Origin of the sequence: Streptomyces sp. NPDC092952 (genome assembly GCF_044754785.1) — a bacterium.
GTDB lineage: Bacteria > Actinomycetota > Actinomycetes > Streptomycetales > Streptomycetaceae > Streptomyces.
Genome location: NZ_JBIVPT010000005.1, coordinates 241234 through 260052 on the forward strand (window position 1 = coordinate 241234; position 18819 = coordinate 260052).

Below are 18819 nucleotides of genomic sequence, written 5' to 3' on the forward strand. Positions count from 1 at the left end.
CTCTGTGTGACGCACCGGCTGCGGTCCAAGACTGGCTCGTGCTCAGTGGGGCGAGCACAACTGGACTGCCCGGACGTTACCCACCAGTACATGGTTCCCGATAGGGGGTTCCGGCCAGATGTCTTATGCGTCACACATCACCGTGATCCTTGGGCGCACAGTAGTCCACCTCCGCGACCGGACGGGGATAACCGCAGGTCCAGCGGGCTCTACCCAGGTGACGGACAGAGTTCTAGGGTGATCGGCATGGCAGTGGGAGAGCGGTTCGGAGCGAGCACGGGGAAGCGCACGCGCGTCCATGTCGTCAGCGACGTGCACGGCAACAGCGAGGCGCTGGCCCGCGCCGGGGACGGGGCCGACGCGCTGGTCTGCCTCGGCGATCTGGTGCTCTTCCTCGACTACGCCGACCACTCGCGCGGCATCTTCCCCGACCTCTTCGGCGTGGAGAACGCCGACCGGATCGTCGCCCTGCGCACCGCGCGCCGCTTCGACGAGGCCCGCGCGTTCAACCGGAGCCTGTGGGAGGGCGTCGACCGCGACGCCGCCATCGTCTCGGCGGTGCGCAGGCAGTACGCCGAACTCTTCGCGGCCTTCCCCGCGCCCACGTACGCCACCTACGGCAACGTCGACATCCCGGACCTCTGGTCCGAGTACGCCCACCCCGGCACCACCGTCCTCGACGGCCAGCGGACCGAGATCGGCGGCCGGGTCTTCGGCTTCGTCGGCGGCGGGCTGCGGACGCCGATGCGGACCCCGTACGAGATCGACGACGAGGAGTACGCGGCGAAGATCGAGGCGCTCGGACCGGTCGACGTGCTCTGCACCCACATCCCGCCCGAGGTACCGGAGTTGACCTACGACACCGTGGCGCGCCGCTTCGAGCGCGGCAGCCGGGCGCTGCTGGAGGCCATCCGCGCGACCCGCCCCCGGTACGCCCTCTTCGGCCACGTCCACCAGCCCCTGGTGCGCCGGATGCGGATCGGCGCCACCGAGTGTGTGAACGTCGGTCACTTCGCGTCCACCGGCAGGCCGTGGGCCCTGGAGTGGTGACCGCACCGGCACCGGACCCCGGGACGATCCGTCCCGCGCACGCGATAGCCTTCTGACGGCAGGTTCTCTGCCGACGCACCGGTTACACCGCACTGGAGGAGCCACAGCGATGGCTGAACACACCAGGTCGAGCATCACGATCGAGGCGGCACCGGCCGACGTCATGGGCGTGATCGCCGACTTCGCCCGCTACCCGGAGTGGACCGGCGAGGTCAAGGAGGCCGAGGTCCTCGCCACCGACGCGCAGGGCCGCGCCGAGCAGGTCCGGCTCGTCCTCGACGCCGGGGCGATCAAGGACGACCACACCCTCGCCTACACCTGGACCGGTGCGAACGAGGTCAGCTGGACGCTCGTCAAGTCCCAGATGCTGCGCGCCATCGACGGCTCCTACGCCCTGACCGACCTCGGCGGCGGCCGCACCGAGGTCACCTACCGGCTGACCGTCGACGTCAAGATCCCGATGCTCGGCATGATCAAGCGCAAGGCCGAGAAGGTCATCATCGACCGGGCCCTGGCCGGCCTGAAGAAGCGCGTCGAGTCCGTCCCGAAGGCCTGACCCGGATGCGTACGGTCCTCGTCACCGGACCCGGCGGCGCGGGCCGTACCACCGTCGCGGCGGCCACCGCGCTGGCCGCCGCCCGGCGCGGCGGGAGCGCCCTGCTCCTCACCCCGGACCCCATACCCGGCTTCCCCCGGGACACCGGGCCCACCGAGGTCGCCCCCGGGCTGTGGGCCGCCCGGATCGACTCCGCCGAGCACTTCCGGGACGAGTTCCTCGCCCTCCAGGACCGGGCGTCCGGCGTCCTCGACCTGCTCGGCGGGGCCCGGCTGGACGGCGAGGAGATCACCGAGCTCCCCGGCAGCACCCAGCTCGCCCTGCTGCACAGCCTGCGCCGGGCCGCCGAGGGCGACTGGTCGCGCCGCGGCCACGACCTCCTCGTCGTCGACCTGCCGCCGCTGGGCGAGGCCCTCGACCTGCTCTCCCTCCCCGCCCGGCTCCGCCGCTACCTGCGCCGGCTGCTGCCCCCGGAGCGGCAGGCCGCCCGCGCCCTGCGCCCGATGCTCGCCCAGCTCGCCGGGGTCCCGATGCCCGCCCAGTGGCTGTACGAGGCGGCCGCCCGCAAGGACGCCGAGCTGGCCGCCGTCCAGGCCCTGATCGAGGACGCCGGAACCACGCTCCGGCTGGTCGCCGAGCCCGGCCCGGCCGCCGAGGAGGCCCTGCGCACCGCCCGTACCGGCCTCGCCCTGCACGGGCTGCGGGTCGACACCCTCGCGGTCAACCGCCTGCTGCCCCGCCACTCGGCCGACCCCTGGTTCGCCGCGCTCGCCGCACAGCAGGAGAAGACCGTCGACCGCTGGCGGGACGAGTGGGCGCCGCACGCCGCCCTGCGCGAACTGCCCCACCTGGGCCGCGACCCGCGCGGCCTGGACGACCTCGACCGCCTCGCCGAGCACACCGCACCCGCCCCGGACCACGGCGTACGCGGCCCCGGCCGGGCCGAGGACCCCTGGTGGATCGAGGTGCCCGACGCCCCGGAGGGCCTGGGCGCCCTGCTGCCCGGCAGCCGGATCGTGCGCACCGCACCCGACGGGGACGGCGACGGCGTACCGGTCCTGGTCTGGTGCCTGCCGCTGCCCGGCGCCGTGAAGAAGGACCTGCGGCTGGTCCGCCGGGGCGACGAACTGCTGCTCACGGTGGGCCCGTACCACCGGACCGTCCCGCTGGAGTCCGGGCTGCGCCGCTGCACCGTCTCGGGCGCCTCGCTCACCGACGGGCTGCTCCGGGTCCGCTTCACCCCGGACCCCGACCTCTGGCCCCGGACGGGCTGAACGCCGCCGGGCCGTTCGGGTAACGTCGGAAGCGGGCGCCCGGGACGCCGGGCCGCCGTACGCCACGTCGCAGGAGTCCGCCATGAGCGATGCCACCGATCGTCCCGCCGACGACGACGCGTGGGCGAGCGCCTGCGCGGAGGACCTGGAGGCCGAGAAGGCCCGCCGCCGTGCCCAGCACGGCCCGCCGCCCGGCTCCGCCGCCGAGGAGCTGCGCAAGCTGGTCGACGCCGTCGCCGACAAGGTCGCGTCCTTCCGGACACCGCTGCTCGGCGCGACGGCCCAGGGCACGGTGCAGCAGATCATCAAGCAGGCGAAGTCCGCCGTCGAGCCGGTCATCGAGCGCAACCCGGAGGTCTTCGACCACCTCGCCGCGGCCGGCGGCGAACTCCTCGCCGCCTACCGCTCCGCCGTCGAGGGCCAGGAGCGCCGCTGGACCCGCACCGCCGCCGACGAGGCCGGTGCGGACGGGACCGGAACGGAGAAGCGGGCCGGGGACCCGAGCGACCCGCGCGACGAGCCGCCCGCCGCGGGCGAGGAGATCGACCTCGACTGACCGGCGCCGATGGGCGGCCCCCCGGCTCGGGTACGGTTGCCCCAGCGGGGCACGACCGGAACTGAGGGATTCATGGGACTCACCATCGGCGTCGATATCGGCGGCACGAAGATCGCAGCTGGCGTGGTCGACGAAGAGGGCCGCATCCTCTCCACGCACAAGGTGCCGACCCCGCCGACCGCCGAAGGCATCGTGGACGCCATCGCGACGGCCGTGTCCGGCGCGAGCGAGGGCCGGAGCATCGAGGCCGTCGGCATCGGCGCCGCCGGATACGTCGACGACAAGCGCGCCACCGTGCTGTTCGCCCCGAACATCAACTGGCGCCACGAGCCGCTGAAGGACAAGGTCGAGCAGCGCGTCGGCCTCCCGGTCGTCGTGGAGAACGACGCCAACGCCGCCGCCTGGGGCGAGTACCGCTTCGGCGCCGGCCAGGGCCACGACGACGTCATCTGCATCACGCTCGGCACCGGGCTCGGCGGCGGCATCATCATCGGCAACAAGCTGCGCCGCGGACGCTTCGGCGTGGCCGCCGAGTTCGGCCACATCCGGGTCGTCCCGGACGGTCTGCTCTGCGGCTGCGGCAGCCAGGGCTGCTGGGAGCAGTACGCCTCCGGCCGGGCCCTGGTCCGCTACGCCCGGCAGCGCGCCAACGCCACCCCGGAGAACGCCACGGTCCTGCTGTCGCTCGGCGACGGCACGGTCGACGGCATCGAGGGCAAGCACATCAGCCGGGCCGCCCGGCAGGGCGACCCGGTGGCGATCGACTCCTTCCGCGAGCTGGCCCGCTGGGCCGGTGCCGGACTCGCCGACCTCGCCTCGCTCTTCGACCCGTCCGCGTTCATCGTCGGCGGCGGCGTCTCGGATGAGGGCGAGCTGGTCCTCGACCCGATCCGCAAGTCCTTCCGGCGCTGGCTGATCGGCGGCGAGTGGCGCCCGCACGCCCAGGTGCTCGCGGCCCGTCTCGGCGGCGAGGCCGGGCTGGTCGGCGCGGCGGACCTGGCCCGCCAGGGCTGAACCGCACCCCGGCACGAGCCGGCCGGACGCCCGTCGCGCCCCCTGGGGGAGCGGCGGGCGTCCGTCGTATCGTGAGGCGCATGGTCCTGACGCCACTGCCCGACTCCCGTACCGAGCCGGATGGTTCGGCCGTCGTCCGCGTGCTGAGCTACAACATCCGGTCGATGCGCGACGACCCCGAGGCGCTGGCCCGCGTCATCGCGGCCTGCACCCCCGACCTGGTCTTCATCCAGGAGGCCCCGCGCTTCTTCCGCTGGCGCAAGCGCGCCGCCTGGCTCGCGGCCCGCACCGACCTGGTCGTCCTCGGCGGCGGCGCCACGGCGGCCGGCCCGCTGCTGCTCTGCTCGCTGCGGGCCACGGTGGAGCGTACGGAGGACGTCCTGCTCCCGCTCACCCCCGGGCTGCACCGCAGGGGCCTGGCCACCTCGGTGGTACGGATCGCGGGCACCCGCATCGGTCTGGTGAGCTTCCATCTGAGCCTCCAGCGCGAGGAGCGCCTCGCCCAGGCCGGGGCGGTGCTGGAGCGGATGGACGAGATGGGCGTCGAGCACGCCGTCGCGGCCGGCGACCTCAACGACGTACCGTCCGGCGCCGCCTTCGACCGGCTGTCCGGGCGGCTCCAGGACTGCTGGACGGTACGGCCCTGGGGCGGCGGGCACACCTACCCGGCGAGCCGCCCGGACCGCCGCATCGACGCGGTCTTCGCGACGCCCGGGATCGAGGTGCTCGGCTGCGGCGTCCCCGCCGGGCTGCCGGGGGTCGGCGACGCGGACCTGCGCACGGCCACCGACCACCTTCCGGTGCTGGCCGCGCTGCGGGTCCCCGCCCTGAAGCCCTGAGGGCCGCGCCCGGTCAGACCACCGCGCCGCGCCCGGGGTCCTCGTCGTCCTCCCCGTCGTCGTTCATCCGGGCCACCAGCGTGACGAAGCCGCCGAGGAAGCCGACGACGCAGACCGTGGTGAACCACCAGGTCATCTCCCAGCCCAGCACCACCGCGAGCAGCATCAGCACCGGACCGCCGACCACCCCGAGCCAGGCGAACTTCGCCGTGGCGTCGGCCTCCGGCAGCGGCGGGGGCTCCGGAGGGACGAAGTGCCCCTCGTCGTTCTCGTCGAAGTCGTCGTCCTTCGGCGCGGCGAGCCCGTAGTCGCGCGGCCCCATCACCCCGGGGGCGAAGACGACCGAACTGCCGAGCGGCTTCTCCGGCGGCCTCGGGAGCTTCTTGCCGAGCCCCTTGTCCACCTCGGGGCCGGCGGGCCCGTCGTCCTCCAGCAGCGCGAGGTCCTCGACCGAACGGAACGGCTTGGCGCCCGGCGGGTCCGGCGGCTCCTCGCCGTACCCCGCGACGATCGCCCGCCACGCGGAGTCCTCGTCGACCGGCGGACCCTCCCGGCCGCCCTCGCCGCCCGATGCCGCCTTCCGGGGGGCGGACTCCTCCTGGCCCGTGCCGTCGTCGGGCACGGCCGCGCCCTCGGCGGGAAGGGGCTCGCGCTCCTCCTCGCTGCCCGCGCGCTCCGCGTCGTGCTCAGCCACCTGACGTGCTCCCCTTCTTGCCGACGCTCGGGGCGAGGCGGCCGATGAACCGATGGCTCTCGTCGAAGATCCGCTCCGCGTCATGGTCCAACGTCGCCACGTGGTAGCTCTGTTCCAGCAGGATCTCCTCGACGTCCGTCGACGAGACCCGGCTCAGGATGCGCGCCGAGTCGGCGGGCGGCACCACATGGTCCTGCGGGCTGTGCAGCAGCACGATCGGCTGGGTGACCTGCGGCAGCTCGGCGTCGACGAGCCGGAGGAACTTCCGCAGCGAGTGCGCCGCGTGCAGTGGGACCCGGTCGTACCCGACCTCGTCGGACCCCTTCAGGGCGATGTCGCTGGCCAGCCCCTTCGTGGTGGGCACCAGATGGCGGACGACCGGCAGCGCCCGCGCCGCCAGGCCGTGCACCTTGTTCGCCGGGTTGACGAGCACCAGGCCGCTGATCGCGTCGCCGTGCTTGGCCGCCAGCCGCAGCGTCAGCGCGCCGCCCATGGACAGCCCGAAGACGAAGACCCGCGTGCACCGCTCCAGCAGGCCGCGCAGCTCCCGGTCCACCTCCGCGTACCAGTCCTGCCAGCCGGTGAGCTGCATGTCCTGCCAGCGGGTGCCGTGCCCCGGCAGCAGCGGGAGCGAGACGGTCAGGCCGCGCTCCGCCAGATAGCGGGCCCAGGGGCGCAGCGACTGCGGGGAACCGGTGAATCCGTGGCAGAGGAGGACGCCGACCTCTCCGCCCTCGTGGCGGAACGGCTCGGCTCCGGGAAGGACCGGCACCAAGGTCTCCTGTTCGTGAGGCTCGCGGGGGAGCGCAAGGGGGAGTGCAGAGGATTGCTTCACCGTACGCGACCGGGCTGACACCGACCAGGGCCGTCACCGGCACGGGCCGCCGCAACGGCTCCATGCCGGGCCGCACACGGGATATGGTCTGTCCGACAGCACACAGGAGGCACCCGAGTTGATCTACGGCGCTATGAAGTTCTCCATCGGCGGGGGGCTGAAGCTCGCCTTCCGGCCGTGGGTGGAGGGCCTGGAGAACATCCCCGCGCAGGGACCGGCGATCCTCGCGAGCAACCACCTGTCGTTCTCCGACTCCTTCTTCCTCCCGGCCGTCCTGGACCGCAAGGTCACCTTCATCGCCAAGTCCGAGTACTTCACCGGCACCGGTGTGAAGGGCAAGCTGACCGCGGCCTTCTTCAAGGGCGTCGGCCAGCTCCCGGTGGACCGCTCGGGCACCCGCGGCGCCGGTGAGGCAGCCATCAAGGCGGGCATCGAGGTGATCGAGAGCGGCGGCCTGTTCGGCATCTACCCGGAGGGCACCCGCTCGCCCGACGGCCGCCTCTACCGGGGCAAGCCCGGCGGGCTGGCCCGGGTGGCGCTGGCCACCGGCGCCCCGGTCATCCCCGTCGCGATGATCGACACGGAGAAGATCCAGCCGCCCGGCCAGGTGGTGCCCAAGCTGATGCGCCCGGGGATCCGGATCGGCAAGCCGCTCGACTTCAGCCGCTACCACGGCATGGACGGGGACCGCTTCATCCTGCGCTCGGTCACCGACGAGGTGATGTACGAGATCATGAAGCTCTCCGGCCAGGAGTACGTCGACATCTACGCGACGGCCGCCAAGCGGCAGATGGCCGAGGACGCGAAGCGCCGGGCCGAGGCGGAGAAGCAGGGGAACGGCGAGACCGGGGCACAGGGCTGAAGGAACGGTACGGCGCGTGCGCGCGCCGGTGCCGTCCAGGGGGTGTGGGGGAAGTGGCCGGGCGTGTGCGCGTCGTACGGATGTCGGTCGAGCAGCCGCTGTGGAGTGCGCTGACCGCGTACCGCATTCTCACGATGATCTACGCGGTGCTGCTCTCCGTCTTCGGCCGGGCCAAGTACGACCGGCCGTGGGTGGCCGTGGTCTTCCTGTCGGTGATGGTGGTCTGGACGCTCGCCACCCTCCCGAAGGTCGCGGGCGCCGCCGCCTGCACCAAGCGGTTCCTGGGCGCCGACCTCACGATCGCGCTCGCCGGCATACTGCTCACCCCGCTCGCCGACTTCGAGGCCCAGCAGGTCGACGGCCCGACGCTGCCGTCCATCTGGACCGCGGGCTCGGTGCTGGCCTTCGCCATCAAGGGCGGCTGGCGCTGGGCGGCCGTCGCCTCCACCTTCGTCGCCCTCGCCAACATCGTCGAACGCGGCGACCCCAGCCGGGACACCTTCCACAACGTGCTGCTGGTCTGGGTCGCCTCCATCGCGATCGGCTACGTCGTCGAGGTCGCCCGCGCCAGTGAGCGCACCCTCGCCCGCGCCCTGGAGATCGAGGCCGCCACCCGCGAACGGGAACGGCTGGCCCGCGACATCCACGACAGCGTGCTCCAGGTCCTCGCGATGGTCCAGCGCCGGGGCACCGCGCTCGGCGGCGAGGCGGCCGAGCTGGGCAGGCTCGCCGGGGAGCAGGAGATCGCCCTGCGCACCCTGGTCTCCAGCGGACTGGTCGCCGCCGACCGGGTCTCCGAGGACGCCGCCGAGGGCGCCGTGGTCCGCCGGGTGGAGGCCGACGAGGAGCCGCCGGACGGGGCCCCCTGCGATCTGCGCTCGCTGCTCGCCCCGCACGCCGGTTCCCGGACCAGCTTCGCGGAGCCGGGCGCCCCGGTGCTGCTCGCCCCGGCGGCCGCGCGGGAGCTGGCGGCCGCCGTCGGTGCCGCCCTGGACAATGTCAGGGTGCACGCGGGGGACAATGCGCAGGCATGGATCCTCGTCGAGGACTGGCCGGACGAGGTGATCGTGACGGTCCGCGACGACGGCCCGGGAATCCCGGAGGGGCGGCTCGCCCAGGCCGAGGGGGAGGGCCGGATGGGGGTGGCCCTGTCGATCCGCGGCCGGCTGCGCGACCTGGGCGGCACGGCCGATCTGCTCTCGGTTCCCGGCCAGGGCACCGAGGTCGAACTGAAGGTTCCGAAGGTTTCACGGGGGAAGGCGGAGTCGGCGAGATGAGTACCGAGACCAGCGGGGGCGGCCCGGAGCGCACCGTCCGGGTGATGGTGGTGGACGACCACCCGATGTGGCGCGACGCCGTCGCCCGCGACCTGTCCGAGTCCGGCTTCGACGTGGTGGCGACCGCCGGTGACGGGCCCCAGGCGGTCCGCCGGGCGAAGGCCGCCGCCCCCGACGTCCTGGTGCTCGACCTCAACCTGCCCGGAATGCCCGGCGTGCAGGTCTGCAAGGAGCTCGTCGGCTCGCACCCCGGGCTGCGGGTGCTGGTGCTCTCCGCGAGCGGCGAGCACGCCGACGTCCTGGAGGCGGTCAAGTCCGGCGCCACCGGCTACCTCCTCAAGTCGGCCAGTACGCAGGAGCTGACCGACGCGGTGCGCTCCACCGCCGCCGGCGACCCCGTCTTCACCCCGGGCCTGGCCGGGCTGGTCCTCGGCGAGTACCGCAGACTCGCCTCCGACCCCGCGCCGGCCGCCCCCGACGAGCCCGACGCGCCCCGGCTCACCGACCGCGAGACCGAGGTGCTCCGGCTGGTCGCCAAGGGGCTCTCGTACAAGCAGATCGCCGAGCGGCTGGTCATCTCGCACCGCACCGTGCAGAACCACGTGCAGAACACCCTCGGCAAGCTCCAGCTGCACAACCGCGTGGAGCTGGTCCGCTACGCCATCGAGCGCGGCCTCGACGACGCCTGAGCGGTCCGTCCGGCCGCGCCGCCCGAGCGGCGGGGCGGCCCGGCGGACCGTATATTCGCGAAGACCGGCACCGGGGCCCCGGCCCCGTCCCGGGCCCCGGGAGCCGGTCCGCGCGATCAACGGGAGAAGCCGTGGAGATCCTGGCCTTCGGCGTGCAGTCCGACGAGAAGCCGCTGATCGAGCGGGCCTTCGCGGGCCGGCACGAGGTCCACTGCCTGGACGTCTTCCTGAACCGGGACACCGCCCCCATCGCGGCCGGCCATGAGATCGTCTCCACCAGCGTCAACGCCGACCTGGGCGCCCAGGTGCTGCAGACCCTGGCGGCGGGCGGCACCCAGATGATCGCCCAGCGCTCCACCGGCTTCAACAACATCGACCTCGACGTCGCCGAGCGCCTGGCCCTGCGGGTCGCCCGGGTCTCCTTCTACTCGCCGTACTCCGTCGCCGAATTCGCCTGGACCCTCGCGATGGCCGTCAACCGCCGGATCATCCGGGCCGCGAGCCGCACCCGCGACTTCGACTTCCGGCTCGACGGGCTCCTCGGCCGCGACATGCACGGCCGCACCGCGGGCGTGATCGGCACCGGCAAGATCGGCGAGGCGTTCGCCCGGATCGCCCACGGCTTCGGCATGCGGCTGCTCGGCTGGGACGTCGCGGAGAACCCCGCCTGCACCGGCCTCGGCATGACGTACGTCCCCAAGGAACAGCTGCTCGCCGAGGCCGACCTGGTCAGCCTGCACGTCCCGCTGCTGCCCGCCACCCACCACCTCATCGACGCGGACGCCCTGGCCCTGATGAAGGACGACGCGATCCTGATCAACTCCAGCCGGGGCGGCCTCATCGACAGCACCGCGCTCGTCGCCCAACTGCGCGCGGGCCGCTTCCTGGGCGTCGGGCTCGACGTCTACGAGGCGGAGGCCGGACTCTTTTTCCTCGACAAGTCGCTGGAGGGCGTCGACGACGACACCCTGGCCCGGCTCGTCACCTTCCCGAACGTCGTCGTCACCTCCCACCAGGCGTACTACACCGAGGACGCGGTGGGCCAGATCATCGACGCCACCGTACGGAACATCGCCGACTACCTGGCCGGCCGCCGCAGCGAGAACGTACTGGTCCCGGCGGCCCCGGCGGGCTGAGCCACCGGGGCCGCCGCTCCCGTCAGCCCGCCACCGGCAACCCCGCCAGCAGCTCCGCCACGATCCCCGACCCGCGCAGCGTCAGCACCGACTCGGGATGGAACTGCACCGAGGCGAACCCGGGCCCGCGCAGCGCGTGCAGCTCACCGGTGGCCGCGTCCGTACTCGCCTCGATGGAGTGCGCCGCCAGTTCCGTGACCACGTCCGCGTCGCAGCGCGCGGTGAAGCTGTTGTAGAAGCCGACCGTCTCCTCCCGCCCGAACAGCTCGATCCGGGTCTGCGCGCCCTGGTACGGCACGGTCTTGCGGACGATCTCCAGCCCCAGCTCCGCCGCGATCAGCTCATGGCCGAGGCAGACCCCCAGCAGCCCGTGCCGGTGGTCGCGGACCAGCTCCGCCGCCAGGGAGCGCAGCAGCCGCATCTTCGGATCGGCACCGTCGCCCGGGTTGCCCGGACCGGGCCCCAGCACGACGGGCCCCCGGTGCGCCCGCACCCGCTCCCGCAGCCCCGGCTCGTCGAAGCGGCACACCGACACGTCCAGGCCCGAGGAGCGCAGCAGATGCGCCAGCATCGCGGTGAAGGTGTCCTCGCCGTCGACCACCAGGGCCCGGCCGGACAGGTCCCGGGCACGCTCCTGCATCCGCAGCCAGAACGGGGCGAGACCCTCCCGCCGGGCGTCCAGCGCCGCCCGCACCCGGGGGTCGGCCGCCAGCCGGGGCCGGGACGCCTCCTCCGCGGGCCGGCCGGGGCGCACCCCGAGGGCGGCGAGCACCCCGGCCGCCTTCGCATGGGTCTCGGCGACCTCGCCGTCCGGGTCGGAGTGGCGCACCAGCGTCGCCCCGACCGGCACCTTCAGCTCCCCGTGGGCCGAGATGTCGGCGGTACGGATCAGGATCGGCGAGTCCAGGCTCTGCGCCCCGCCCGGCTCCTGCCGCAGCAGCGCCAGGGCCCCCGCGTAGTAGCCGCGCCCGCCGGGCTCGTACCGCTCGATGACCCGGCAGGCGTTCTGCACCGGGGAGCCGGTGACCGTCGCCGCGAACATGGTCTCCTTCAGCACCTCGCGCACGTCCAGCGAGGACCGCCCGCGCAGCTCGTACTCCGTGTGGGCGAGGTGGGCCATCTCCTTGAGCCGCGGCCCGACCACCACCCCGCCCATGTCGCCGACGGTGCACATCATCTTCAGCTCCTCGTCGACGACCATGGAGAGCTCCTCGGTCTCCTTGCGGTCGGCGAGGAAGTCCAGCAGGCCGTCGGCGGTCGGGCCGCCGGCGGGGTAGCGGTACGTCCCGCTGATCGGGTTCATCACCACCGTCCCGCCCGACATCCGCACATGCACCTCCGGGCTGGCGCCGACCAGCGTCCTGGCCCCGGTGTGCACGACGAAGGTCCAGTACGCCCCGCGCTCCCCGGCCAGCAGCCGCCGGAAGAGGGCCAGCGCGTCCGCCCGGCCGAAGCCGGGGATCTCCCCGCGGAAGGTCCGCCGGACGACGAAGTTGGCCCCCTCGCCCCGCCCGATCTCGTCCTCCACGACCCGCCGGACGATCTCCGCGTACTCCGCGTCCCCGACGTCGAACGCGCCGCCCCCGACCCGTACGTCCCGCGCCGGAAGCCGCTCCAGCACCTCGGCGAGCGGCAGCTCGTACGTCTCGTCGGCGGCCAGCACGGACAGCGGCGTCCCGTCGTCGCGGACGTCGAAACCGCGCTCGGCGATCTGCCGGAACGGGACCAGGGCCAGCGAGGGCAGCGGGCCGACCGGGAGATCGGCGAGCCGCTCGGCCTCCCGCACCCGGCCGATCAGCACCTCGACGGTGTCGTGGTCGCGGCCCGGGGTGCGCCTGCGCAGCAGCGCGAACGGCGGGCAGTCGTCGCGCAGCAGCCGGTCGAGGACGGTGGCGGTCAGGTGGGGCGTGGGGGACACGTGGGGCATGGGAGGTTCCTTCCGAACGGAGGAACGGCTCCCGGAACGCGGAGAAGGCCGCCCCTCGGGCGGCCTTCGCGTGGTCTGTGCGCGCGATCGATCAGTGGGCCGCCGGATGAGCGGTCCACCACCAGTTCTGGGTCGTCTGCGCGAACATGGAAGGAACCCTAACCGACGCCTGCGCCGAACGAGCGCCCGTCTCAACTATTGAGCTTTCGAAAGGGAGCCGCCGCCGGACCCCGTAGTGTGGGACCCGTGACCGTGAACGCCAATACCTCCGTCGCCGGTGGCAACACCTGGCGAGACCTTCCCGCGGCGCAGCAGCCCGAGTACCCCGATGCCGAGGCTCTGCGCGATGTACTCGCGGAGCTCGCGTCGTATCCGCCGCTCGTCTTCGCGGGCGAGTGCGACCAGCTGCGTGCCCGTATGGGAGCCGTCGCCAAGGGCGAGGCGTTCCTGCTCCAGGGCGGCGACTGTGCCGAGGCCTTCGACGCCGTGTCCGCCGACCACATCCGCGCCAAGCTGAAGACGCTGCTCCAGATGAGCGCCGTGCTGACGTACGCGGCCTCCGTGCCCGTCGTCAAGGTGGGCCGGATCGCCGGCCAGTACTCCAAGCCGCGCTCCAAGTCGACCGAGACCCGCGACGGCGTCACCCTGCCGACCTACCGCGGCGACTCCGTCAACGGCTTCGCCTTCACCGAGGCGGACCGGGTCCCGGACCCGGACCGGCTGAAGCGGATGTACCACGCCTCCGCCTCCACGCTGAACCTGGTCCGCGCCTTCACCACCGGCGGTTACGCCGACCTGCGCCAGGTGCACGCCTGGAACCAGGACTTCGTGAAGTCCTCCCCGTCCGGCCAGCGCTACGAGGCGCTCGCCCGCGAGATCGACAACGCGCTGAACTTCATGAAGGCGTGCGGCACGGACCCGGCCGAGTTCAAGGCGGTCGAGTTCTACGCCTCGCACGAGGCCCTGCTGCTGGACTACGAGTCGGCGCTGACCCGTACCGACTCGCGCACCGGCGAGCTGTACGACACCTCCGGCCACATGGTCTGGATCGGTGAGCGCACCCGCCAGATGGACGGGGCGCACATCGAGTTCGCGTCGAGGATCCGCAACCCCATCGGGATCAAGCTCGGCCCGACGACCACGGTCGAAGAGGCGCTCGGCTACGTCGACCGCCTCGACCCCGACCGCGAGCCCGGCCGGCTGACCTTCGTCGTCCGGATGGGCGCCGACAAGGTCCGCGACAAGCTCCCGGCCCTGGTCGAGAAGGTCACCGCCTCCGGCGCCATCGTCGCCTGGGTGACCGACCCGATGCACGGCAACACCTTCGAGGCCACCTCGGGCCACAAGACCCGCCGCTTCGACGACGTCCTGGACGAGGTCAAGGGCTTCTTCGAGGTGCACAAGGCCCTCGGCACGCACCCCGGCGGCATCCACGTCGAGCTCACCGGCGACGACGTCACCGAGTGCGTCGGCGGCGGCCACGAGATCTTCGTGGACGACCTGCACCAGCGCTACGAGACGGCCTGCGACCCGCGGCTCAACCGCAGCCAGTCCCTCGACCTGGCCTTCCTGGTCGCGGAGATGTACCGGGACCAGTGAGCGCCGCGTACCCGGCGTACGACTGTGGGGCACGGATCGATGTGATCCGTGCCCCACAGGGCGTTCGGGGGCTTTCAGCACCTTTCGGTGCCGGGTAAGGTTAGGTATGCCTCACCGAGAGTCGGGGTGGCAGAGAACGGCCGGTCCCGCCCGGGAGGTGAATCCGCGTGTACGTCTGCTCGTGCTTCGGCATCACGGAGAAGCAGGTCAAGGAGCATGCGGACGCCGGAGCCTGCACCCCCCGGCAGATCGCCTCCGTCTGCAAGGCGGGCACCGACTGCGGCGGCTGCGTCCGGGCCATCCAGGCGGTGCTGGGCCGCGGTGCCTGTCCGCGCCGTGAGCTGCTCGCCCGGAAGAAGCAGGAACCCTCGCTCCCCGAAGCGGCCTGACCGCCCGGACCGCCCCGTCGCGTCAGCTGTCGGGCTGCTCGATCTGCTGCGCCAGGTACAGCGGCTCCCCGAGCTTCTCGATCAGCTCCAGCTGGGTGTCGAGGTAGTCGATGTGGTGCTCCTCGTCCTCCAGGATGTCCTCGAAGATGTTCGCCGAGGTGACGTCGCCCTTCCCGCGCATGACGTCGATCCCGCGCTTCAGCCGGTCGATGGCCTCGACCTCGATCTGCCGGTCGGCCTGGAACATCTCCGTGACCGTCTGGCCCACCCGGACGTGGAAGAGCCGCTGGTAGTTCGGCAGCGCGTCGAGGAAGAGGATGCGTTCCGTGAGCCGGTCCGCGTGCTTCATCTCGTCGATGGACTCCGACCGCGTGTACTTCGCGAGTTTCGTCCAGCCGTTGTTGTCCTGAATCCGGTAGTGCAGCCAGTACTGGTTGATGGCTGTCAGCTCACCCGTGAGCTGCTCGTTCAGGTACTCGATGACCTCGGGGTCGCCCTGCATCGCAGAGGCTCCTTCCGACCGATGGACTGGGCAGGTTGGCCGCATCCTGTCATCGCAGCCCAAACACGTCCAGTAAGTACATACTTACTAGGAGTTGCCTGAATTGCCCCGTGGTTGGTCGGGACCATCCCCGCCCGTCTGTCACCATGGAGGCATGGGTCAGCCGGAAAGCCGGGAACACCGCGCGTCAGAGGAGTCCGGGCTTCCCCCGGGGCAGCGACTGCAGCGCGGCTGGCCGGTTACCCACTACGGGCCCGTTCCGAAGTTCAAGCCCGACCGCTGGGAGTTCCGGGTCTTCGGGGCCACCGCGGACGGCGAGAAGCACTGCTGGGGGCATGAGGAGTTCTCCGCGCTCCCCTTCACCTCGGTCGTCGCCGACCTGCACTGCGTCACGAAATTCAGCATGATCGGGGCCGAATGGGGCGGGGTCCTGGCCCGTACGGTGCTGGAGTTCGCGCCGCCCGCCCCCGAGGTGACCCATGTGATGGTCTGGGCCGAGTACGGGTTCAGCTCCAACCTGAGGCTCGCCGACTTCGCCTCGGACCGAACACTTTTCGCCACCCATAAGGACGGTGAACTGCTCACCGCCGAGCACGGGTTCCCGCTCCGCCTGGTGGTGCCGCACCTCTACGCCTGGAAGGGCCCCAAGTGGGTCCGGGGCGTCGAGTACATGACGGCCGACCGCCGCGGCTTCTGGGAGGAGCGCGGCTACCACAACATCGGCGACCCCTGGCGGGAGCAGCGGTACTCCTACCAGGAGAAGCCCGGCGAGGGCCCCGAGCTCTGACCCGGGACCGGCCGTCTCAGGCGCGCGGGCCGCGCAGCCCCTTCAGTCGTGCCACGTCCGCCGCGTGGCCCTCCTTGCCGCCCGGCGTCTCGATGACCAGCGGCACGCCTGCGGTCGCCGGATGCGCGAACAGCTCGCGGAACGGCTCCTCGCCGATGTGGCCGGAACCGATGTTCTCGTGCCGGTCCTTGTGGGCCCCGACCACGTCCTTGGAGTCATTGGCGTGGATCAGTTTCAGCCGTCCTTCGCCGACCGTGGACACCAGCAGGTCCAGGGTCCGCGCCATGCCGGCCGGACCGGCCAGGTCGTGCCCGGCCGCGTAGATGTGGCAGGTGTCCAGGCAGACGCCGAGCTTGGGGTGGGCGTCGAGCGCCTCGAAGTACGGGCCGAAGTCCCAGGTCCGGGAGCAGAGCGAGGAGCCCTGCCCGGCGGTCGACTCCAGCAGCAGGTCCGGGTCGTCGTCGTGGGTCAGCTCGTCCAGCAGCGGCCGCAGATACGTACGCACCTGGGCGAGGGCCTCCTCGCGCGGGCGGCCGCCGGTCGCCGAGCCGGTGTGCACCACCACGCCCAGAGCCCCGATCTCCCGGGCCCGGCGCAGCGAGTGGCGCATCGACTCCACGGACTTCTCGACGGTCGCCTCCGTGTGCGAGCCGAAGTTGATCAGGTAGGGGGCGTGGACGTACACCGGGATCGACCCGGCGGCGCACTCGGCGCGGAACCGCTCGTCCTGGGCCGGGTCACCGGTCGGCGTGGCCCAGCCGCGCGGGTTGGCGACGAAGACCTGGACGGCCTCCGCCCCCATCTCGCGGGCGTAGGCGAGGCCGACCTTGGCGAGCCCCCCGGCCACCGGGACATGGCCGCCGACTGGGTTGCGCATGTGGATCTAGAGTCCCTTGGTCTTGATGGTGACGGTGCTGCCCTCGGCGGCCTGGTCGCCGCCCTTGACGGACTGGCTCGCGATGGTGTCGCTGAAGGACAGGAACGGGCGGTCGACCTTGACCTCGAAGCCCGCCTTCTCCAGCTCGGCCCTGGCGTCGTCGAGGTCCTTGCCGACGACGTCCGGTACGTCGATCATGCGCGGCCCCTTGGAGACCGTGAGCTCGACGGTGTCGCCCTCGGCGGCCTCGGCGCCCTCGCCCGGCGACTGGCGCGCGATGTCCCCCGCCACCTCCGGCGAGTGCACCCGGCCGGGCAGCACCTTCGCCTTCAGCCCCTCCTCGTCCAGCGCGGCGGTGGCGTCCTCGACGGAGAGCCCGGTGACGTCGGGGACCGCCACCGGGGCGCCCTTGCTGAGGACGAGGGCCACCGCCGAGTCCGGGTGGCGCCCGGTGCCCGCCGCCGGGTCGGTGCGGATCACGTCGCCCCGTACCATCTCCTCGTCGAACTCCCTGGTGACCATGCCCGGGACCAGGCCGACCTTCTTCAGCTCCTTCTTGGCGTCCGCGAGCGAGAGGTTCCGCAGGTCGGGCACCTGCACGATCTCCGGCCCGCGCGAGACGACGAGCGTCACCGCGTCGTTGCCCCGGACCCGGGCACCGGACTTCGGGTCGCTGCCGATGATCCGGCCGCGCTCCACGGTGTCGCTGTAGGCCCGCTGGACGCCCTTCAGCTCCAGACCGGCGTCGGAGAGCCGCTTCTCGGCCTCCTTCTGCGTCTTGCCGAGCAGCGAGGGCACCTGGGAGAACTGCCCCGAGTTGATGTACCAGACCCCGGTGCCGACGCCCAGCACCAGCAGGACGGCGGCGATCACGGCGAGCACGGAGCGCCTCGGCCCGCGCCGGGGCCGGTCCGGCGCGCCGCCGCCCGCGGGCGGCAGCGGCGGCGTCTCCAGCCGGCTCGTGTGGTGCGAGACTCCCTGCCCGGCCGGGATCAGCCGGGGGATCACGCTGGTGCGGTCCTCGGCGGCGTCGTGCGCCTCGGCCGTGGCCTGCGGCGGTACGGCGTCCAGCTGGGCGTCGGTGAGACCGGCGCGGGCCTCGCGCGTCCGCGCGAGCAGCTCCACCGCGTCCGACGGACGGCCCTCGGCATCGCGCGCGGTGGCGGCCGCCACCAGGGCGTCGAGCCCGGCCGGGAGCCCCGGCACGGCGGCCGAGGGCGGCGGCACGGCCTCGTTGAGATGCCGGTAGAGCACCTGTGCGGGGGTGTCGCCGCCGTGCGGCTTGGCCCCGGTCAGCATCTCGTACAGGACGACGCCGCAGGCGTACACGTCGGCACGGGTGTCGGCCGTGCCGTGCTCGATCTGCTCGGGGGCCAGGTAGGAGACCGTGCCCAGGACCGACCCGGTGGTGTCGGTGGCGGTGCCCACCGCCCGTACCAGTCCGAAGTCGGCGACCTTGACCCGGCCGTCGTCCCCTATCAGGACGTTCTCCGGCTTCATGTCGCGGTGCACGAAGCCCGCCCGGTGCGCCGCGCCGAGGGCGGCCAGGACCGGCTCCAGGATGTCCAGGGCGGCGCGCGGCTGGAGCGCGCCGCGGTCGCGCAGGACGTCGCGCAGGGTGCACCCCGCGACGTACTCCATCGCCAGGTACACGTACTGGCCCTGGGCGCCCTGGTCGAAGACCGCGACCACATTGGGGTGCGCGAGCCGGGCCACGGACTTGGCCTCACGGATGAAGCGCTCGACGAACGAGGCGTCGGCCGCCAGCGTCGGGTGCATCACCTTGAGCGCGAGCACCCGGTCGAGCCGGGTGTCCATGGCCCGGTAGACCGTGGCCATGCCGCCCACGGCGATGCGGGCATCGACGCGGTAGCGGCCGTCGAGCAGCTGCCCGACGAGCGGGTCCTGGAGGGTCGTATCCACGCCGCCGAGTCTACGAGCCGCGACGGACACCCC

Annotated in this window: 20 protein-coding genes; 13 read left to right on the top strand and 7 right to left on the bottom strand. The window is 72.7% G+C overall.

Going from position 1 to position 18819, the window contains the following annotated elements; genetic code table 11:
* Window positions 1-246: 246 nt before the first annotated feature.
* From ACIQGQ_RS15080 to ACIQGQ_RS15105, 6 genes are all read left to right on the top strand, one after another.
* On the top strand, window positions 247-1050 hold the full coding sequence (locus tag ACIQGQ_RS15080; protein ID WP_402395331.1) for a metallophosphoesterase: 804 nt from the start codon (window positions 247-249) through the stop codon (window positions 1048-1050).
* 109 nt (window positions 1051-1159) lie between these two features.
* Complete coding sequence (locus ACIQGQ_RS15085) at window positions 1160-1606, top strand: SRPBCC family protein (RefSeq protein ID WP_366294194.1); 447 nt, start codon at window positions 1160-1162, stop codon at window positions 1604-1606.
* Between the two features lie 5 nt (window positions 1607-1611).
* Window positions 1612-2880 (top strand): ArsA family ATPase, encoded by a 1269-nt coding sequence (locus ACIQGQ_RS15090; protein ID WP_402395334.1) that lies wholly within the window; start codon window positions 1612-1614, stop codon window positions 2878-2880.
* A gap of 82 nt (window positions 2881-2962) precedes the next feature.
* Window positions 2963-3436, top strand: a complete 474-nt coding sequence (locus ACIQGQ_RS15095) for a DUF5304 domain-containing protein (RefSeq protein ID WP_402395337.1) — start codon at window positions 2963-2965, stop codon at window positions 3434-3436.
* 72 nt (window positions 3437-3508) lie between these two features.
* Entirely contained in the window at window positions 3509-4450 is a 942-nt protein-coding gene (locus ACIQGQ_RS15100) for an ROK family glucokinase (protein WP_402395339.1), read from the top strand.
* A gap of 80 nt (window positions 4451-4530) precedes the next feature.
* Window positions 4531-5289 (top strand): endonuclease/exonuclease/phosphatase family protein, encoded by a 759-nt coding sequence (locus ACIQGQ_RS15105; protein ID WP_402395342.1) that lies wholly within the window; start codon window positions 4531-4533, stop codon window positions 5287-5289.
* A 13-nt stretch (window positions 5290-5302) separates the two neighbouring features.
* Here the strand turns inward: ACIQGQ_RS15105 and ACIQGQ_RS15110 are convergent, their stop codons facing one another.
* Together ACIQGQ_RS15110 and ACIQGQ_RS15115 are read right to left on the bottom strand one after the other, a co-directional pair.
* Window positions 5303-5983: a hypothetical protein gene (locus ACIQGQ_RS15110; protein WP_402395345.1), complete on the bottom strand. Its 681-nt coding sequence runs from the start codon at window positions 5981-5983 to the stop codon at window positions 5303-5305.
* A complete protein-coding gene (locus tag ACIQGQ_RS15115; RefSeq protein ID WP_402395348.1) occupies window positions 5976-6755 on the bottom strand; it encodes an alpha/beta hydrolase in 780 nt (259 codons plus the stop codon). The genes ACIQGQ_RS15110 and ACIQGQ_RS15115 overlap by 8 nt, the downstream gene beginning before the upstream one ends.
* A gap of 181 nt (window positions 6756-6936) precedes the next feature.
* Between ACIQGQ_RS15115 and ACIQGQ_RS15120 the strand changes: the two genes are divergently transcribed.
* The 4 genes from ACIQGQ_RS15120 (at window position 6937) to ACIQGQ_RS15135 (ending at window position 10782) form a co-directional block, all read left to right on the top strand.
* A complete protein-coding gene (locus ACIQGQ_RS15120; RefSeq protein ID WP_402395351.1) occupies window positions 6937-7680 on the top strand; it encodes a lysophospholipid acyltransferase family protein in 744 nt (247 codons plus the stop codon).
* Window positions 7681-7733: 53 nt separating this feature from the next.
* The gene (gene macS / locus ACIQGQ_RS15125; RefSeq protein ID WP_402395354.1) at window positions 7734-8957 is read left to right on the top strand and encodes a MacS family sensor histidine kinase; all 1224 of its coding nucleotides are present in this window, start codon (window positions 7734-7736) and stop codon (window positions 8955-8957) included.
* Window positions 8954-9646: a response regulator gene (locus ACIQGQ_RS15130; protein ID WP_402395357.1), complete on the top strand. Its 693-nt coding sequence runs from the start codon at window positions 8954-8956 to the stop codon at window positions 9644-9646. Before macS ends, ACIQGQ_RS15130 begins: the two co-directional genes overlap by 4 nt.
* A gap of 131 nt (window positions 9647-9777) precedes the next feature.
* Window positions 9778-10782 carry a 2-hydroxyacid dehydrogenase gene (locus ACIQGQ_RS15135; RefSeq protein ID WP_402395359.1) on the top strand — a complete coding sequence of 335 codons (1005 nt, stop codon included), beginning with the start codon at window positions 9778-9780 and terminating at the stop codon, window positions 10780-10782.
* Between the two features lie 22 nt (window positions 10783-10804).
* Here the strand turns inward: ACIQGQ_RS15135 and ACIQGQ_RS15140 are convergent, their stop codons facing one another.
* Window positions 10805-12709, bottom strand: coding sequence for an anthranilate synthase family protein (locus ACIQGQ_RS15140; RefSeq protein ID WP_402395362.1), 1905 nt, complete (start codon window positions 12707-12709; stop codon window positions 10805-10807).
* Window positions 12710-12800: 91 nt separating this feature from the next.
* Window positions 12801-12857, bottom strand: a complete 57-nt coding sequence (locus ACIQGQ_RS15145) for a trp operon leader peptide (RefSeq protein ID WP_078513512.1) — start codon at window positions 12855-12857, stop codon at window positions 12801-12803.
* A gap of 98 nt (window positions 12858-12955) precedes the next feature.
* On the opposite strand from ACIQGQ_RS15145, the gene ACIQGQ_RS15150 reads away from it, so the two are divergent.
* Together ACIQGQ_RS15150 and ACIQGQ_RS15155 are read left to right on the top strand one after the other, a co-directional pair.
* Window positions 12956-14308, top strand: a complete 1353-nt coding sequence (locus ACIQGQ_RS15150; RefSeq protein WP_366294221.1) for a class II 3-deoxy-7-phosphoheptulonate synthase — start codon at window positions 12956-12958, stop codon at window positions 14306-14308.
* 167 nt (window positions 14309-14475) lie between these two features.
* Window positions 14476-14697: a bacterioferritin-associated ferredoxin gene (locus ACIQGQ_RS15155; protein WP_385211185.1), complete on the top strand. Its 222-nt coding sequence runs from the start codon at window positions 14476-14478 to the stop codon at window positions 14695-14697.
* Window positions 14698-14719: 22 nt separating this feature from the next.
* Here ACIQGQ_RS15155 and bfr read toward each other — a convergent pair whose 3' ends face one another.
* Window positions 14720-15199: a bacterioferritin gene (bfr, locus tag ACIQGQ_RS15160; protein WP_352274871.1), complete on the bottom strand. Its 480-nt coding sequence runs from the start codon at window positions 15197-15199 to the stop codon at window positions 14720-14722.
* A gap of 154 nt (window positions 15200-15353) precedes the next feature.
* Between bfr and ACIQGQ_RS15165 the strand changes: the two genes are divergently transcribed.
* The gene (locus ACIQGQ_RS15165; RefSeq protein ID WP_402395365.1) at window positions 15354-15986 is read left to right on the top strand and encodes a sulfite oxidase-like oxidoreductase; all 633 of its coding nucleotides are present in this window, start codon (window positions 15354-15356) and stop codon (window positions 15984-15986) included.
* Between the two features lie 16 nt (window positions 15987-16002).
* On the opposite strand, the gene ACIQGQ_RS15170 is transcribed toward ACIQGQ_RS15165, so the two are convergent.
* On the bottom strand, window positions 16003-16863 hold the full coding sequence (locus ACIQGQ_RS15170) for a deoxyribonuclease IV (RefSeq protein WP_402395368.1): 861 nt from the start codon (window positions 16861-16863) through the stop codon (window positions 16003-16005).
* A 6-nt stretch (window positions 16864-16869) separates the two neighbouring features.
* On the bottom strand, window positions 16870-18786 hold the full coding sequence (gene pknB, locus ACIQGQ_RS15175) for a Stk1 family PASTA domain-containing Ser/Thr kinase (RefSeq protein ID WP_402395370.1): 1917 nt from the start codon (window positions 18784-18786) through the stop codon (window positions 16870-16872).
* Window positions 18787-18819: the final 33 nt, after the last annotated feature.

Bases quoted from the DNA above. Each gene is read 5' to 3' on its own strand.
- ACIQGQ_RS15105 (WP_402395342.1), top strand. From the start codon at position 4,531: ATGGTCCTGACGCCACTGCCCGACTCCCGTACCGAGCCGGATGGTTCG.
- ACIQGQ_RS15090 (WP_402395334.1), top strand. From the start codon at position 1,612: ATGCGTACGGTCCTCGTCACCGGACCCGGCGGCGCGGGCCGTACCACC.
- ACIQGQ_RS15130 (WP_402395357.1), top strand. From the start codon at position 8,954: ATGAGTACCGAGACCAGCGGGGGCGGCCCGGAGCGCACCGTCCGGGTG.
- bfr (WP_352274871.1), bottom strand. From the start codon at position 15,199: ATGCAGGGCGACCCCGAGGTCATCGAGTACCTGAACGAGCAGCTCACG.
- ACIQGQ_RS15100 (WP_402395339.1), top strand. From the start codon at position 3,509: ATGGGACTCACCATCGGCGTCGATATCGGCGGCACGAAGATCGCAGCT.
- ACIQGQ_RS15140 (WP_402395362.1), bottom strand. From the start codon at position 12,709: ATGCCCCACGTGTCCCCCACGCCCCACCTGACCGCCACCGTCCTCGAC.
- ACIQGQ_RS15085 (WP_366294194.1), top strand. From the start codon at position 1,160: ATGGCTGAACACACCAGGTCGAGCATCACGATCGAGGCGGCACCGGCC.
- ACIQGQ_RS15095 (WP_402395337.1), top strand. From the start codon at position 2,963: ATGAGCGATGCCACCGATCGTCCCGCCGACGACGACGCGTGGGCGAGC.
- ACIQGQ_RS15165 (WP_402395365.1), top strand. From the start codon at position 15,354: ATGGGTCAGCCGGAAAGCCGGGAACACCGCGCGTCAGAGGAGTCCGGG.
- ACIQGQ_RS15080 (WP_402395331.1), top strand. From the start codon at position 247: ATGGCAGTGGGAGAGCGGTTCGGAGCGAGCACGGGGAAGCGCACGCGC.
- ACIQGQ_RS15170 (WP_402395368.1), bottom strand. From the start codon at position 16,863: ATGCGCAACCCAGTCGGCGGCCATGTCCCGGTGGCCGGGGGGCTCGCC.